Origin of the sequence: Pedobacter caeni (genome assembly GCF_900129215.1) — a bacterium.
Lineage (GTDB): Bacteria > Bacteroidota > Bacteroidia > Sphingobacteriales > Sphingobacteriaceae > Pedobacter > Pedobacter caeni.
Window position 1 is genome coordinate 169,154 of the sequence record NZ_FQUQ01000007.1, and the last position, 16,886, is coordinate 186,039.

At 42.9% G+C, this 16,886-nt stretch carries 15 protein-coding genes; 5 read left to right on the top strand and 10 right to left on the bottom strand.

What is annotated here, in order from left to right:
* Positions 1–80: 80 nt before the first annotated feature.
* The 4 genes from BUC20_RS29645 to BUC20_RS29660 all read right to left on the bottom strand — a co-directional run bounded on the left by BUC20_RS29645 (position 81) and on the right by BUC20_RS29660 (position 7,164).
* Entirely contained in the window at positions 81–2,447 is a 2,367-nt protein-coding gene (locus BUC20_RS29645) for a S9 family peptidase (protein ID WP_073237171.1), read from the bottom strand.
* Positions 2,448–4,187 carry a M14 family metallopeptidase gene (locus tag BUC20_RS29650; RefSeq protein ID WP_084529416.1) on the bottom strand — a complete coding sequence of 580 codons (1,740 nt, stop codon included), beginning with the start codon at positions 4,185–4,187 and terminating at the stop codon, positions 2,448–2,450.
* 11 nt (positions 4,188–4,198) lie between these two features.
* Entirely contained in the window at positions 4,199–5,842 is a 1,644-nt protein-coding gene (locus BUC20_RS29655) for a M14 family metallopeptidase (protein ID WP_073237636.1), read from the bottom strand.
* A gap of 107 nt (positions 5,843–5,949) precedes the next feature.
* Entirely contained in the window at positions 5,950–7,164 is a 1,215-nt protein-coding gene (locus BUC20_RS29660) for an FAD-dependent oxidoreductase (protein ID WP_143166971.1), read from the bottom strand.
* 143 nt (positions 7,165–7,307) lie between these two features.
* Here BUC20_RS29660 and BUC20_RS29665 point away from each other — a divergent pair, with 143 nt between their 5' ends.
* On the top strand, positions 7,308–8,708 hold the full coding sequence (locus tag BUC20_RS29665; RefSeq protein ID WP_073237179.1) for an aldehyde dehydrogenase family protein: 1,401 nt from the start codon (positions 7,308–7,310) through the stop codon (positions 8,706–8,708).
* Positions 8,709–8,717: 9 nt separating this feature from the next.
* Here BUC20_RS29665 and ygiD read toward each other — a convergent pair whose 3' ends face one another.
* From ygiD to BUC20_RS29690, 5 genes are all read right to left on the bottom strand, one after another.
* On the bottom strand, positions 8,718–9,545 hold the full coding sequence (gene ygiD, locus BUC20_RS29670; protein WP_073237182.1) for a 4,5-DOPA-extradiol-dioxygenase: 828 nt from the start codon (positions 9,543–9,545) through the stop codon (positions 8,718–8,720).
* Positions 9,546–9,632: 87 nt separating this feature from the next.
* Positions 9,633–10,205 (bottom strand): YceI family protein, encoded by a 573-nt coding sequence (locus tag BUC20_RS29675; protein WP_073237185.1) that lies wholly within the window; start codon positions 10,203–10,205, stop codon positions 9,633–9,635.
* Between the two features lie 83 nt (positions 10,206–10,288).
* A complete protein-coding gene (locus BUC20_RS29680; protein ID WP_073237188.1) occupies positions 10,289–11,104 on the bottom strand; it encodes a hypothetical protein in 816 nt (271 codons plus the stop codon).
* Between the two features lie 6 nt (positions 11,105–11,110).
* Positions 11,111–11,647 carry a heavy-metal-associated domain-containing protein gene (locus tag BUC20_RS29685; protein WP_073237190.1) on the bottom strand — a complete coding sequence of 179 codons (537 nt, stop codon included), beginning with the start codon at positions 11,645–11,647 and terminating at the stop codon, positions 11,111–11,113.
* 101 nt (positions 11,648–11,748) lie between these two features.
* Entirely contained in the window at positions 11,749–12,147 is a 399-nt protein-coding gene (locus BUC20_RS29690; protein ID WP_143166972.1) for an HYC_CC_PP family protein, read from the bottom strand.
* Positions 12,148–12,240: 93 nt separating this feature from the next.
* Here BUC20_RS29690 and BUC20_RS29695 point away from each other — a divergent pair, with 93 nt between their 5' ends.
* The 4 genes from BUC20_RS29695 to BUC20_RS29710 are packed head-to-tail and all read left to right on the top strand — an operon-like array spanning position 12,241 to position 15,991.
* Positions 12,241–12,969 carry a peptidylprolyl isomerase gene (locus tag BUC20_RS29695; RefSeq protein WP_073237196.1) on the top strand — a complete coding sequence of 243 codons (729 nt, stop codon included), beginning with the start codon at positions 12,241–12,243 and terminating at the stop codon, positions 12,967–12,969.
* A 32-nt stretch (positions 12,970–13,001) separates the two neighbouring features.
* Positions 13,002–13,772, top strand: coding sequence for an exodeoxyribonuclease III (locus tag BUC20_RS29700; RefSeq protein ID WP_073237199.1), 771 nt, complete (start codon positions 13,002–13,004; stop codon positions 13,770–13,772).
* 3 nt (positions 13,773–13,775) lie between these two features.
* Positions 13,776–15,020, top strand: coding sequence for an imidazolonepropionase (gene hutI / locus BUC20_RS29705; protein ID WP_073237201.1), 1,245 nt, complete (start codon positions 13,776–13,778; stop codon positions 15,018–15,020).
* The gene (locus BUC20_RS29710) at positions 15,020–15,991 is read left to right on the top strand and encodes a formimidoylglutamase (protein WP_073237204.1); all 972 of its coding nucleotides are present in this window, start codon (positions 15,020–15,022) and stop codon (positions 15,989–15,991) included. Before hutI ends, BUC20_RS29710 begins: the two co-directional genes overlap by 1 nt.
* A 192-nt stretch (positions 15,992–16,183) precedes the next feature.
* Here the strand turns inward: BUC20_RS29710 and BUC20_RS29715 are convergent, their stop codons facing one another.
* Positions 16,184–16,753: a 5-formyltetrahydrofolate cyclo-ligase gene (locus tag BUC20_RS29715; protein WP_073237206.1), complete on the bottom strand. Its 570-nt coding sequence runs from the start codon at positions 16,751–16,753 to the stop codon at positions 16,184–16,186.
* Positions 16,754–16,886 lie beyond the last annotated feature (133 nt).

Genomic DNA, 16,886 nt, shown 5'->3' on the forward strand with positions numbered 1-16,886 from the left:
AAGATATAACAGATACTTAATACTGATATACATATAGACAAAAACTATACTTCCATCATCCTCTTTTAGTTTCCCTCTATTTATTTTTTTAAGGTGGTTTCAAATAGCTTAAAGATCCTTTTATACTCATCCGTCCAGCCTGAAGGCTCTACAAAACCATGGTCTTCAACCGGATAAACCGCCAGTTCCCAGTTGTTTTTTCCTAATTCTATCAGCCTTTGGGAAAGTCTTACGATGTCCTGGAAGTGAACGTTCACATCAACCATACCATGACACATCAATAAATTACCTTTTAAACCATCCGCAAAATAGATCGGAGAACTGCGTTTATAAGCCAGTTCATCATTGTAAGGTTCATTTAAAATATTGGAAGTATAACCATGATTGTAATGCGCCCAGTCAGTAACCGACCTCAGCGCCCCTCCACTCGCGAAAACCTCCGGTTCGGTAAATAAGGCCATCAGGGTGATGAAACCTCCGTAGGAGCCTCCATAAAGGCCCACATGCTTAGGATTTACGTTGTACTTCTCTACGAGCATTTTCACACCGTCCACCTGGTCTGTGAGGTCCTTTCCGCCCATATGTCTGTAAATTCCTGTCCGGTGGTCTCTTCCATATCCTGAACTTGCGGTATAATCGATGTCAATTACCGTATAGCCGTTGTCTGCCAGCAAATTGTTGAACATATACTCCCTGGAATATTGGCTCCACCAGTAATGGACATTTTGCAAATATCCCGCTCCATGAACAAATACAACTGCCGGGCGGTTTGGATGCGGTTTTGCTGCAGGATAAACCCTGGCATAAACATCTGCTCCGTATCTGTTTTTGAAAGCAACCAGGTCTGGCTCTCTCCATTGATAAGAATTGAATTCTTTAGAAGAAGAGTTGGTCACCTGTATCGCTTTTGCGCCAGCTTTATTTGGCTGCAGGTATAATTCCCATGGTTTATTCATGTAAGAATGATTGATGGCCAGCCATTTCTCATCCGGAGAAAGGGTCACCTCGTTTCCTCCTTTCATATTGGTGAGCTGAACCAGGGCTCCTCCGTTTACATCAAGTTTGTAAAAATGGGTAATACCAGGATGCTCTTTATTACCGCTGATGTAAAAGGTCTTTTTATCTTTTGAAAGCTGTAGTTTTTGCACCTCCCACTTTCCTGAGGTCAGCTGTTTCTTTTCCCCGGTAGTGACATTGGCCAGGTAAAGATGGCTGTAGCCACTGGCCTCGCTTTGAAAATAGAAGCGGTTATTGTCTACCCAACCAATGTTTCTTGGCCCTATACCAGGACCACCAATCCAGGCCTCATCTCTCTGGCGATCGATGATGCTAAGGTTTCCTGTTGCGGCATCCAGTTTAAGGATCCAGAGGTCCTTATTATCCAGTGCATCAGCAACCAGAATTGCAGCAGTTCCTGACTCGTTCCAGAAAGGGCCACTTAAGTTTACCTGCCGGTCTTCATTCTTTTTCTTCCGTTCTTCCAGTTGTTTTGGATAGTCCTTTACATAATCGGGAAGGTCTTTGATCCCGGGAATCTGTTCGGTATGAACGCTATATACCGTATCCCGCTGCTGGTCGTAAATGAAGCTTTCATAAGTTGGCATTGGCTCTCCTACTTTTGTCCGGCCTGCAATGTCTTCAGTATATCCGGAGGAAGTCACGTAATTGGGAACAATCGTATTTGTAGCGCCTATAGGAGGGGTAATCAATTTATAACTGACATACCTTGCATCCGGACTGACGGTAACCCCTGACAAAAACTTTTCTCCCAGATAGAGCGCTCTCAAAGGTTTTTCCTTAGGATCATCATTCGTTTTATCAAAAATCCCTTTGGCCGGGTTATTTTCTTTATTTCTCTTTTTAATGATGTCAAACAGGTTCGCCTGGTCTCCTTTCAGCCAGATATCCTGAGCCAAAGCTTTCTTTTTATCAGTCGCTGCGGCCGGCTTTCCTTTTACAAAATTGGTAAGTTGACGCGTTTCATTGGTACTCAGGTCCAGTATAAACAAATTCTCTCCACGCTGAAACGCCACTTCCCCATTTCTAAGAAAACGGGCATTACTTTCTCTTTCCAGTGTACGCGTCAGGCGTTGCTCTTTCTTTGTTTTTGAGTTGTAGAGGTAAATATCACCATTTTTTTCTGCTATCCCCAGACTCCCATTACCGGAAAAGGTATAATTTATTCCGATTGCAGCCTCCTTGCTCTTTTCATCAGCCTTCTCTGTTTTTCCGGAAGAGACATTTACCTGATATCCTTCCACTTTTTCCTTATTCTCAGGATTCCAGTCGAAAAACACGGCCCTGCTGTCCGCCGCCCAACGGAAATTCGAGGGGGCTACACCAATCCATTTCTGGTCACGCATGATTTTCTCAACACTAAGTGGGGCAATTTGCTGTGCCTGTGCAGCGGTTCCTAAGAGCAGGAATAATGTTATTGATCTTTTCATTTAGTTTGTTTTTGAGGCCTGGCCTCCTTTTTTACTGGATACATTTACGGTAAACTTTGTCCCTCCTTTTACAATCCAACGGACGGTGACATACCCATTTCCCGGAATATTATCGACTTTTATATTCGCCACGTCTCTTTTCTGTTCCGTGCTGATGTTCAGGTCCCTGTTATTGACGATCATCGCTGCCACAACATTTCCCCCACTCAAAGAAATCACATCGGGAATTTCGATATTATTTTTGATATCCTGGCTGGAATGTGTCGGGATCATTCTTTCATTGGCAACAACTGCAGTTACCTGCGACAGCCCGCCTCCAAGCTCCTTTACTTCCAGTTCTGTGACTTTTAATTTTGGAGTATGGTAAGCATGATATACACTGAATGCCATATTCCTATGTGCATCACTTTCCAATAAAAATCCGGGGTGCAGCCTTGTGTAAGTCTTTTTGAAGCCTCCAATTTCTATATCCCCATACTGTGGGTGCTTAAAGGGGTGCCAGTCTACAAAAGCATCTTTCATCAACAGGTCCTTATCAAAGCTGTATTGCTGCGCCTGAGCCTGATTATTATCGGATTCTGTTTTATTATAAAGGGAATAATTGGTCCACAGCTCATTGGAAAAAGTGTAAATTCCCCTACCTCCATAAAACCAATCCAGCTCCCCTCCAAAAACAGAATACATGTCCTTATACACCACCAGATAGCGATACCCGGGAAGTAACTCTTCCCCTTTTTTTCCAAGTGCATCATATACCCGGGCATCCAGTGCGTTATAGGTGTCAACATCTTCTATTGCGCCAGGGCCCCTCAGGATCATGCCACCATTATTGTGGTAGGATTGAGCAGCTGCGATATTGGGATGTTTCATCGCGAACTCCGCCACTGCACGGTTTTCAGGAATAGAAAACGGGTATTTATAAGCTCCGGATTGTACATAATTTGGCTGCCAGTTCCATCCCCAATCGCGGTTTGGATCATAAAAACCTTCTCCATCCTCATTCACCTGTCCATCACCGTCATTATCGATTCCTTCCTGTCCAAGCAATTCATATTCACCCTGTTCATCCGCTCCAACCATGATCATCCTGCGGGAATCTGTTGCATCGGCCTTATACCGTCCGTTAACATTTTTCCTCCGCATCATCACAATATGGCCATCTCCATCCAGGTCATCAAATCCGTCTTCGTTTACCTCCCCATCACGGTCATTATCAACAGGCAGCAATCCGGATCGAGGAGAATGAGCCGTATTTGCCTTATGGATAAAATTATCTCTTGCATCCGGATTGATGGTAGGTGCAATATAGAAGGTCTTTTCTGCCAGTAAAGACTTCACTGCCGGATTTCCCTGCTGAAACATTTCCGCAAGATACCATGCCGTATAAAGTGCGAATTCTGCCCCCTGAATCTCATTAGAGTGGATGTTTCCATCAATATACATCGCAGGTTTATGGTCCGGGTTTCCATTTTTATGGTCTGTGATGGTCATCACCCAGAGGTCTTTTCCCTGGAACGATTTACCCATAGAGCCCAGTTTTACCAAATCCGGATGGGCCTGGGCCAGTTTCTTACAAAGGTCTGTTAACGCCGTATAATCGTAATACCGGTTCCAGCTGATGGGAACTTTCGGGTTCGACGGACTCCCCACCGCAGCGATAATATTTTCTGGTTTTTGAGCTTTAACTAATGTACTGCAAACCACTCCTGCAGCCATCAGCATTATATATTTCATTTTCATGGTTTGCAGAATTAGAGGGATACATCAATTGTTTTACTTCCTGAAGATGGGCTTCCTGCTTCGATACTTATTTTTCCGGAGCCTTTAATGAGCCAGCTCAGTTCCGTAAAACCTTTCCCTGGGATGACCTCCAGCAATTGGCTCTTTCTGCCACTGAGAACAGCCTGCCCGGTTCCTGTGTTTATTTTAACGGCAATTTTTTTCAGGAAATTGCTCTTTTCTCCGATTTTGGTTAAGGTTGGTAAAGTACCCATATTGATGACCTTTACCGAAACCCTGCTTAGTCCAGCATCTACCTTTTCTGTTTTAAGTCCGATCAGGTCAATCTGAGGGGCCATTGCAGCAAGAGAAAGCACAAAATCCGTGTGTTTTTTTACGATGCCCTCCACCATTTGATAAGGCGGGTTTGACAGCACAAAGGGATCCAGCCCCCCCACTTCTACTGTTTGTCCGGGGAAATCAGGATGTTGGACAACTTTCCATTCGGTAAAGGTATTGGTAATGCCTTTACTCTTTGCCCAACGCAGGTATTCTGCAGCAGGATCGTCTATCGCAAAGGCCTTTTGTTTCGCCAGAGTATCCGGTTTTACTTTGGGCACCCACCATCCTGGCGTACTGAAACTCAGACGTCCATAATGGAAATACGCCCATTGAGAAAAATCACCGCTCTCTGCGGATGTCTTTGGTGCATCCTTAGCGCCAATCATCTTATTGTATTTTTCTGAGACCAATGTATTTACCTTTGCATCAGCTTCTGACCAGCTGCTGATAATTCGTTTGGATAATCCTGCCTGATTGACCTGCACTGGCCATGAAAGGTTATTTTGGGGACCAAATGTAACCACAGCATATACATTAAAAGCATCATAAAGGAAATCAAACAAGGCTCTGTTTTCCAATTCAGAAACAGCAAATTCACCTGCTCCGGGTATAAAATTTTTATAGTTGTAACTCGAGTTTCTATTAAAATGAACCCCTTCAGCCCCATCCTCATTAAAAATGCCATCCTGATCATTATCCCGCCCTTCCTGCATAAAGAGATACTGCCCTGTTTCCCCTTTTGAAGGATCTGCAGGAATCAGAGAACGGGGTTCCTCCGGATTTATTCTAAATGTGCCACTTGGGTCTGCAATCCGCATCCAGCTGATCTTTCCATCACCATTCAGGTCATCAAAACCATCTTCTCCCGTTTTACCATCACGGTCTCTGTCCAGCTGCCTGGAATTTCCGCTTCTTGAATACTTTACTTTTGCAAAGTACTGCTCCGACGCATCCGGACTCATATTTGGGAACACATAAAAGGTCTGTTTGTTCAGGAGGGTTTTGACGCTGTCTGTTCCTGACGCAGCCAATAACTGCTCCGCAAATCCGACAGCCATTTCGACTCCAAGCAAATGGCTTCCTTCCACCCCGCCGACTATCGCAATGCCAGGCTTTTGTTCCGTTTTTCCGGACCCTATAGTGAGCATCCAAACCTCTTTTCCTGAAGCAGTTTTGGTTAATGTCCTGGATTTAACCCAGGAAGGGTATGTTTTGGAAAGCGCTGTGATTCTCTGCGCAAGGCGGTCGTTACTGCTGTAGTCTGCTTGTGCAAAAGCCATCTGCTGACCAGCAAACAAGAGCAGAAACCCGTTTAAAAGGTAAAGTTTCTTCATACTGAGGTTTAGGTTATTCTGCAATTTATAGAAAAAAGAAATCACATAAACCAAAGCACAACAAGGTTTTATAAATGTTACATGCCCCTTAAAACAACAGGATTTTTTTACCTTACCACCCGGCCCTTCTGATCAACATTTACATTAAACGGATTTAGATAATCATAAACCAATACTGAAAATTCCCTGCGTGTAATGTTGCGCGATGGCTCAAATTCTGTCGTAAAACCATAATTCATTTTCCATCGCTTTTTTACCTCAGACAAGGTGTTTTCCGGAGATTTGTTGCCGATCTTACAAACCAGGTCCAGGGTAGAAGAAATGGTCATTTGTGCATCCTTATGGTCATCAAACCAGATTTGTGCTTTATAGAAATATTCTTTGACCACCGCTTTGATCTCTTCCGTAGTTACGTTTCTGTTCGGTTCAAAATTTAACTGACCAGAAGAAAAATCTCCTTTCAGAAACCCGGACAAACCAACAAACTGTACTGCCTTCCAATTGCTGTCTGTATTCAGCACATCTTTAAATGGCATAACCGCCAACCTATACCCGATCAACTCTCCCTGGATTTTCTTAAGGTTAGATTGAGAAGTCTTTAAATCAAAAAATGCGGCATAAGCAGCTGTTGCTCCTGCAGCTTGCCCGGCAGCAATGCTTTGCTGATCAGGGTTCAATGCCACTATATTTTCTTGTCCGGGTATCAATAAATCGTACAATGAGAGGATATTTGTACTGGAATTATTCATAAAAAAACCAGAGGAAACACTTGTTCTGTACAGGTTATCCGGATAATTTAACCCTTTCCATTGGACCTCTTTCATTTTCGGTAACAATAAGGCCTCGTTTACTTTCCCTGAAGCATCTGCATGAACCAATACTGCTGCCCGGATGGTCCGCCCATCGTTCAACTGAATGCTCCAGCCCCCTCCCGCTCTTTTCAGCTTAGACCATTCTTTTGTTCTGATAATCGTCAGGTTTTTAGTGCTGTCGGCCCAGGTTTTAATCACGGCATTGGCACTTGTCTGATCCACATACACTTTGGTTGTGTCTTTTATCCCCTTCGCTTTCCTCATTCTTTTGAGAAATTCTCCTTCCAGACCGGAAGACAGGTTTTTATCCAGCGGATGTATTTCGCTGAGTTCAAAGTCCCGGTCCTCCATTAACAGGATGGTTTTCACTCCTGATATTGCCGACTGAAAACCTGCTCCCAATGCGTTATTTCCGTTCCCGATTACCAAAACCCCTGTTTTAACTTTCTGCCCATAACACAACTGAGCCATTAAAACCATCACAAAAACAATAACCCTTCCTTTTTTCATTCCTATATTTTTATTTTTCAGGCCCAATGCTGTTTAAGTCCGGGTCCGTTTCATTAATCTATAATTTTTTAGATGCGAAGAAAGCTTTCTTGTAGTATTAGATCGTTTCATTTTGTATATTTAAATAAACCTAAAGTCTTTCTATGATACAAACGATCAATTCCGTTTTTAAAGCTCAGCAAGCGCATAAATATACACTTAGAAATACGAATGCCACACAACGAATCAATAAATTAAGTGCATTGAAGAGTAGTATAGAAAAGCATGAAAAGGAGATTTATGCCGCGTTACAGAGTGATTTGCGTAAAAGTGAGTTTGAATCTGCGGTAACAGAAGTGATCTTCATCTATAGTGAAATTGACTTTGCCATAAAAAACTTAAGCAGTTGGATGGAACCAAGGAAAGTGGGTAAAACCATCACAGGTTTATTGGCAAAAAACAGAATTTATTATGAACCGAAGGGGGCTTGTCTGATTATTTCACCATGGAATTACCCCTTTCAATTGATGATGGCCCCACTGGTTTCAGCCATTGCTGCCGGAAATTGTGCCATTCTCAAGCCTTCGGAACTAAGTTCAGAAACCAGTTCTATTATCTGTAGGGTCATTGACGACTGTTTTACAGAAGAAGAGGTCTGTTGTTTTGAGGGGGATGCATCCGTTTCTACCATTCTCTTAAATCTTCCCTTTGACCATATCTTCTTCACCGGAAGCACTGAAATCGGTAAGGTAGTGATGGAAGCTGCAGCGAAAAACCTGACTTCAGTCACATTGGAACTCGGAGGAAAATCCCCTACCATTATTGACGATACTGCAGATCTTGAACAAGCCGCAGCGAAAATTGCCTGGGGAAAGCTAACCAACGCCGGTCAAACCTGTATTGCCCCCGATTATATTTTAATCTCCGCCACAAGGCAGGAAACTTTCATCGAACTGTATAAAAATGCAGTAACCCGGATGTTCTTTCTTGCTGACGGGAACATTGACCTCTCCAGCTATGCGAAAATCATCAATAAAAAACATTTTAAAAGAATTGAGGGCCTGATTGAAGATGCCCTGAGCAAAGGGGCTTCAATTCCCTTTGGAGGTAAAAAAGAGGCTTCCAGCCAGACCATATACCCCGCTGTACTGACCGGGCTTCCGGCCGATGCCTCGATTATGAAAGAAGAGATCTTCGGCCCGGTATTGCCCATCATCAATTTCCAGACAATTGAAGAAGCTATCGAAATCATAAACAGGATGAGTAAACCACTAGCCCTGTATGTCTTCAGTAAGGATAAAAAGAACATTCATCAGGTCATAAAGAATACCAGTGCAGGAGGAACTTGTGTAAACGATGTGCTCATCCACATCAGCAACCCAAAATTACCTTTTGGAGGGGTAAACGGCAGTGGAATGGGCAGCTGTCACGGGGAATTTGGCTTCAAAACCTTTTCTCACGAAAGAGCCGTCGTTTTTCAGTCCAGCATGGATATGAGCAAGATGATTTATCCTCCTTACGAGAAAAAAGGATGGGTTCTAAAATGGCTTAGAAAACTGATGTAAGCCCGGGTTTTAACCAATTCTTACCGAAGTCATGGTTAATGAACCCCCTACAGCCTTATCGTTAAAAAGGGACACTTCTTCCTGATCATTTTTCAAACCCAATGTATACATCAGGGGCAGATAATGTTCCGGTGTAGGAATTGCGAGCATCGCCTCCTTTCCTAAAGTTTGATAGGCCATCAATGGTTGATGCTGATCATTTAAAATGAGATTTTTAAATTTATCATTGATTTCCAGGGCCCAGTCGTATCCTCCGCCATTGATCATTTCCCAGCTCATCATCCGGAGGTTGTGTACCATATTTCCGCTTCCAAGGATCAGTACGCCTTTTCTACGCAACTCATACAGCTCCTTTGCCAAATCATAATGGTAACGCGCATCTTTTGTATAATCTATACTCAACTGAAGCACAGGGACATTGGCTTCAGGATACATGTGTCTAACCACTGTCCAGGCGCCATGGTCCAGCCCCCAGTCGTGGTCTAAACCTACATCAGCACTATGGATCAGCTTTTTCGCCTCTAAAGCCAGCTCAATGTTTCCGGGAGCAGGATATTCCACATCAAATAAGGCCTTTGGGAATCCTCCGAAATCATGTATTGTTTTCGGGAAATCCATTGCTGTGATGTGTGTCCCTTTGGTAAACCAATGGGCAGACACCACAATCACCGCCGAGGGAACAGGAATATCTTTCGCAACTGCTGCCCATTTTGAACTGAATTCATTGTCTTCAATTCCATTCATAGGGGAACCATGACCAATAAATAAAACAGGCATCAGGTAATCCTGGAATGGTAAATTCCGGCTAAAAGTATTAAACTGAGATAGATTTGACATGATCGTTTATTGAATTTTAAACAAGGTATGGGCGATGTAAACACTCCTGCTTACCATTGCCCTAACCCCATTTAAAATATGAATAGATTACTTGGCCTGGGCAAATTCAAGGTTTAAAGAGATTTTAATGTCTTTACCTACACCTGCACCTGTTGGGTCAAATTTGATGTTGTAGTCCAGACGGTTGATCGTGGTACTGGCTGCAAAACCAGCTTTTACGGTTCCTTGCTGATCTTTGGTCGTTCCACCAAAAACAACATTAAATTTCACATCTTTAGTTACGTCACGAATCGTTAATTTTCCGCTTAGCTCATAATTGTTTCCTTTTAATTTTTTGAAAGAAGTGCTCTCAAAAGTCATTTTAGGATACTTTTCCGCATTGAAGAAATCATCTGTTTTCAAATGATTGTCACGAGGTTCTACACGTGTATCTACACTGTTTACATCAATGGTAAAATTGATTTTAGCATCTGTTAAGTCTGCTTTAGCCGCTTCTACAGATCCATCAAATTTATTGAATGAACCATCTACAAAAGAGATTCCCATATGTCTTACCGAGAAATTCACGAAAGAGTGCATAGGGTCAACCGTCCATTTTGTTTGTGCGAAAGACGCAACGCTGATTGAAATGGCAACCAGGAATAAAAATACCTTTTTCATAATTTTATTTGTTAATGATTTACAAATCTATAACGAATAAGACCGCAGATTGTTGATGTATGATAAGAAATCAGTTTCGACACTTATTTCAGCACATTGAAGAAGTTAAATTCCACCCTTGCCAGGTACATATTCTTCGTATACCTGTTCGCCAGATTGCCTGCTACTTCAAAGCGATAGCCAAGATCAATCCTTGTTCTGCTATTGATCACCACCTGAACCGCCGGGGCAAGATCCAGATAAGACCTGCCATTTACAGGATTGGTTTTTCCCAGAACCTCAAAGTATAAATTGAAATTTGGCTGATTGTAATTTTTATACACGAAGGGCAATAACAGATAACCTGAAGACAGACTGTACCCCAACATCTGGTCCGGTTGTGGCATTCCGGGCAACTGCTTGCTATTTCGTTCAAAAGCCTTTGAATAACTCAATGTTGCCGACAAGGCCAGCTTATGAAGCAATTGTGTAAAAATCAATCCTCCCTGTAGCCCGCTATTGTCTCCTTCCAGGTTGATGTCTTCCGTATAAGTTGGTCTGCTGCTGCTACTGATCCGGCCAAATGCAGCAGCCCTGAAATGGCTCTTCACATCATCAATAGATAAAAACCGGTATTTTGCATATAAGCTCGCTCCTTCTGCTTTATAGCCTCCACCATTCATATCAGAGAAAAAACCCTGTGCATGAATCATCAGGTTCTTATTAAAGCCAACCATAAGCTCAGGAATGGTCCTGGTAGCAAAATCCGGGCTAAATACCCCTTCATTTGTAAGCCGTACCCCGATAGATTTTGCAGGCATATTGCTTGCCGGTTCGGAGAATACATAGAGCTCCTGTGAATGCGCAGTAATCCCCAAGGCCATGGCCATGGGGATCAATAATATTTTAAGAAATTTCATGCCTTCTTAAATGCTCAGGTGATAGATCCGGGTTTTCTTTCCGTTGATCAGTCCCGTTCCATCAGCATAGGATGCCAATTTAACCTGAGCAGCTTTTTTCTTAAAGGCTGAGCCGGAAATAAAGTTTTTGTCAACCACCGTTGCTTTTACAGCACCGTTTAAGACCTGACTTTTCGCATTTAAAAACTGATAAACATTAGTTCCCGCAGCGGCAAGGCCCTGTTCGTCTACTTTGGTATGGTTAAAGTTGAATACCGCTGTCAGGTTTCCAACAGAGAACCCCGCATCTTCCACTTTCTTTCTGATCTGGTCAATATTTACCGTTTTATCCTTTTTAAAGGTAATTGCAAACAGGTTTTTGTTTAAATCCGGTTCTATAGCGCCAATGAAGTCGAGGGTTTTTAAAGATTTTTCTGTGGCCTGAGAACACATGGAGCAGGTTAAACCTGTTACCTGAAGTTCAGCTGAAGAAATTTGTTGTGCAGACACCTTGCCTGCAAATAAAACAATTGATAATATGATTAAATTTTTGATCGTGTTCATGAGGATATAATTTATGCTTCTATTAGACATTTGACGTAATAACAGATACGTCAAGCACCATCACAGGGTATCCCTGCAACGGCAAACAAATTATTCCCGATTTAATTTCTGAACACGCAGTTGAAAGCGTGGAGGGAGAGCACCGAAGAAAGCGGCGGGGCCTTATTTTCGGCTTTACTGAACAGGTTCGGCAACAAGAGACGGAATGCTTCCGAGAGCGCCGGCCCTAAAAACAACTCCAGGCTAAAATCCTTAGGAACTGCAACTTTAACCCCTGCCTCATGGCTGTCTTTAACTTTAGCTTCTACCGAAGTGTCTTTACAGCAATTGCTGCTTTTCTTCATTTTTTCAGCCCCTTTACAAGCACCACATTTAGCAGTTTCGGTAAAGCGGACAGCGGAAAGCTTGCCCCCACAATAGTGCATATTCAATGCAATCCCGATGATACTCATCAGGTAAAATGCACATAGGCCCATTGTAAGTTTTTGTCGCAGCTTCATCTTTTGACAAAAATAAGCATAATTGTATGATAAAACGAGTCGCGCTTTTAATAAAGCAGATTTACCTTAACTTAGCCCTAAATATCAAGAATAATGAAGAGATTTTATACCCTGATCCTGTGTTTTTGCTTTAGTTTAACCTTTGCGGCAAAGCCAAAACATCAATATGTAAGAATAAAAACAGACATGGGAGAATGTATTGTGATGCTTTATAATGAAACCCCTTTACATAGGGACAACTTCCTGAAAATCACCAAAAAAAAGATTTATGACGGAACCTTATTTCATCGGGTAATCAAAGATTTTATGATACAGGGAGGGGATCCGGACTCCAAAAATGCAAAGCCCGGCGAAAAGCTGGGAAATGGGACAGTAGGTTATACCGTTCCCGCCGAATTCCGGGACAGTCTTTTCCATAAAAAAGGCGTGCTTGCCGCAGCAAGAGATAACAATCCGGAAAAAGCATCCAGCGGAAGTCAGTTTTACCTGGTTCAGGGGAAAAAATTCACCGATGAGCAGCTGGACAATGTAGAAACCAATCGTTTAAAAGCTAAAATCCCTGCCTACCAGAGAGAGGTTTACAAAACCATTGGTGGAACTCCTCACCTGGACAGAACGTATACCGTTTACGGAGAAGTTGTTCAGGGAATAGCGCTGATTGATAAGATCGCGGAAGTCAGTAAAGACGAAAATGACCGTCCGCTGAGTGATGTAAAAATGACCATCACAGTGTTAAAGCGCAGAGAAGCGAAGCGCCTCGAAAAAGAACTCCTGAAAGTTTCAAAAGAAACCGTCATCCAGGAAAATCAAATCGCTCAATAACCATCAATTATCCTCATAAAAAGAACATACGAATGAAAATTATATCCTATAACGTCAACGGGATCAGGTCTGCCACAACAAAAAACTTTATCGGATGGCTGCAAGCAACCGATGCTGACATGATTTGCCTGCAGGAAGTAAAAGCATTGCCTTCTCAGATTCCCGAAATCATTGGATTAATCGAACAATTGGGCTACCATCATTACTGGTTTCCTGCCGAAAAAAAAGGATATAGCGGTGTCGCTATTTTCAGCAAAATAAAACCCAATCATGTAGAATATGGTTGTGGAGAAGAGTGGATCGATAAAGAAGGCCGTATTTTAAGAGCCGATTTTGACACCTTCTCTTTAATGAGCTTATACATGCCATCCGGTTCCAGCGGAGACGACAGACAGGTTAAAAAGTACGAATGCATGCGTTTCTTCGATACTTATATTGAAAATCTGAGAAAGGAAGTCCCTAACCTGATCATTTCCGGAGATTATAACATCTGTCATACCGCAATGGACATTCACAATCCTAAATCCAATGCCAATTCTTCAGGTTTTCTTCCGGAAGAAAGAGAATGGATGGAATTGTTCCTGAACAACGGATTTATTGACACTTTCAGGCACTTTAATAAAGATCCCCATCATTATACCTGGTGGAGTTTCCGTGCAAACTCAAGGGCAAAGAACCTGGGCTGGCGTATTGATTACCATTTGGCAAGCCAACCGATGCTGGCACGCTTAAAGAATGTAATGATTCTTGCGGATGCCGTTCATTCTGATCACTGTCCTATTTTGTTAGAGCTAAACCCTTAAGCCATGTCTTCACTGTTAATCACCCATATCGGAACCCTTGTTGGACTTCATCCTAAAGAAACCCTCTTGCTTAAAGGACAGGAAATGGCAAGCCTTCCTCAGCTTCAGGATGCCTGGCTGCTTTGCAAAGATGGCCTGATTGAAGATTTTGGAAGGATGGACAAGTTACCGGCAGAATTGCCTAATGACCTGGAAACCACTTCTGCCAAAGGAGGCTTTGTATTCCCTTCCTGGTGTGATTCCCATACCCATATCGTCTTCGCCGCCCCCAGGGAGGAAGAGTTTGTGATGAAGATTGCAGGAAAAAGTTATGAAGAGATTGCAGCTGCTGGTGGCGGGATTCTAAATTCCGCAGGAAAGCTCCAAAAAGCCACAGAAGAAGAATTATTTGAAAGTGCCTCCATCCGTTTGAACGATATGATCAGACAGGGAACAGGAGCCATAGAGATTAAAAGTGGCTATGGTCTTTCGGTAGAAAGCGAATTAAAAATGCTTCGCGTCATCAGAAGGCTAAAAGAAAGCTTCCCTATTCCGGTAAAAGCTTCATTTTTAGCGGCACATGCCTTCCCTTTAGCGTATAAAAATGACCATGCAGGCTATATCTCTCTGATTATTCAGGAAATGTTGCCACAGATTGCTGCAGAAGGGCTTGCAGACTATATGGATGCATTCTGTGAGCAGGGGTTTTTCTCTGTAGAAGAGACGGATCAATTGCTCAGCGCCGCAGCAAAGTATGGATTACGCCCGAAGATACACGCCAACCAGCTCTCTGTATCCGGAGGCGTTCAGGTTGGGGTAAAACATCAGGCGGTTTCTGTAGATCACCTGGAAGCAACAGATGACGATGCAATTGCAGCCCTGGCGAATGGCAATACCATTGCAACACTATTGCCTTCCTGTTCTTTTTATCTGGGAATTCCATTTGCGAATGCCCGGGCCCTGATTCAGTCCAACGTGCCTGTCGCTTTAGCTACAGATTACAATCCCGGCTCTACCCCTTCAGGAAACATGAACCTGGTGGTATCCCTGGGCTGCATCAAACTAAAAATGTTGCCTGAAGAGGCCATAAATGCCGCCAGCTTAAACGGAGCCGCTGCAATGCAACTGAGCGGAGAAAGCGGAAGTATTGCAAAAGGAAAAAGGGCAAATCTGTTTATCACCAGACCAATGTCATCCCTCGCCTACCTGCCCTACAGCTTCGGACAAACACAAATTGAAACCATCATTCTAAACGGAAAAATCCAATAATGGAAGGCCTGAACATCTACGGAAAAGACGAAATTATGGCCCTTACCAGCCAGCGCGAAGGGGAAACTAAACTCGGAGAGAAAGTTCAGGTCATTTCGGCTCTTGACCAGTTAAAATCTTCTCCCGCCAGATTTGTATTACTGGGAATTCCTGAAGATATCGGCGTAAGGGCAAATCATGGGATTGGCGGAACTGCTACCGCCTGGCAGCCTGCACTCAAAGCGATATTAAATACCCAGAGCACCTCTTTCTTAACCGGACAAGAGCTACTGGTTCTGGGACACTTTTCTTTTCCGGATCCTGCAGAAACTGATATCAAATCCCTTGAAGACGCGGTTGTACAAATTGATGAGCAGGTATACCCTGTCATCAGGGAAATTGTTGAGGCCGGTAAAGTTCCTATTGTGATTGGTGGAGGGCATAACAATGCTTATCCGATGATCAAAGGGCTTTCACTTGCCCTTCAGCAGGCAGTTGATGTGCTGAATATTGATGCGCATGCCGACCTCAGACCTCCTGCCGGAAGACATAGTGGCAATGGCTTCAGTTATGCGCTTAAAAATGGTTTTTTAAAAAACTATGCCATTTTTGGACTTCATCAGAATTACAACAACACTGCAATTCTCGATCTGATCGCTGAAAATCCGAATATTCAGGCCATCTTTTTCGACGACCTCCTAAAGAACAATATCCCGGTTGTCGAACAACTGCAGCCCCTATTGAAAAATTTAGCTCCTGAAATCGGACTGGAAATAGACCTTGACTGTGTAGAAAATCTCTTGTCAAGCGCATTTACGCCTTCTGGCTTTAATATTAATGATGTCCGCAGGATAATCCTCAGTTCCGGAAAAAAAATCGCCTACATGCACCTTTGTGAAGGAGCGGTCATGCTGCAGGACGGCAGGCAAAGTGCAGGCACTGCAAAAGCAATAGCCTATCTTATTACCGACTTTATCAAGGCACAAAAATAAAAATGGGACTGTCCGGGACTGAGTATAGACGGGCTTGTGGGGGTTTGTGCCAGAGAAAAGCTGACAAAAATTGCGGAGATGAGGGTTAAGATGATCTTTTTCATAGTCGTTAATTTAAATTTCAACCAATGCCTGAAGATTAAATCACCCATACCTAGCGCTTATTGCAGCTTAAAGCTGCAAAAAACAGGCTTATGTTACAGGAAAGACATATATTTTATTTGGGGTAATGCATTTGTCTAACCTCACATCATGTTCATTTATATCATCAATCACATTTAGTTCATCAAAAAACGACAGGCCAATCTTCTGCGTGGATATCCCTTGCAAAAACCTGTCATAAAACCCTTTTCCATAACCGATACGGTATCCATTTTTATCAAATGCCAATAAGGGCACAATCACCATATCCACCTCTCCCGTATGAATTTTTGCCTTTTGAGGCTCCAGAATCTGGTAATCATTTAATTCCAGATCTTCCATTCCGTCATAGTAATGGTGGGTCATTAAAGCAGTGTCAAAATCGGCCTTTGGAACGATGATCTTAATTTCCGGGTGATGTGTACTCAGCCAGTCAATCATCAGAAAAGTATCCGGTTCTTTCTTCTGTTTAATGGGGAGAAATATATGGACAATTTTAACGCTGGAAAGGTCCAGTTTAGCAAACTGTTCAACCAGTTTAACACTAAGTGTGTGCAGCTCTTCAACTGATAACGACTGTCGCTGCTGCTGGGTTGTTTTTCTGATTTCTGATTTGTTCATTGCTTTACACTTTATGTTCAGGCTTAAGAAATGACCATTAAAGGAGCTTGAAATGTGCTTTATAAAGAATAAAGAGGGCAATCTGATGGTCCTGATGATCGGGAGCCAAGGTAAAAAAAAGCGGGTAAAAAAA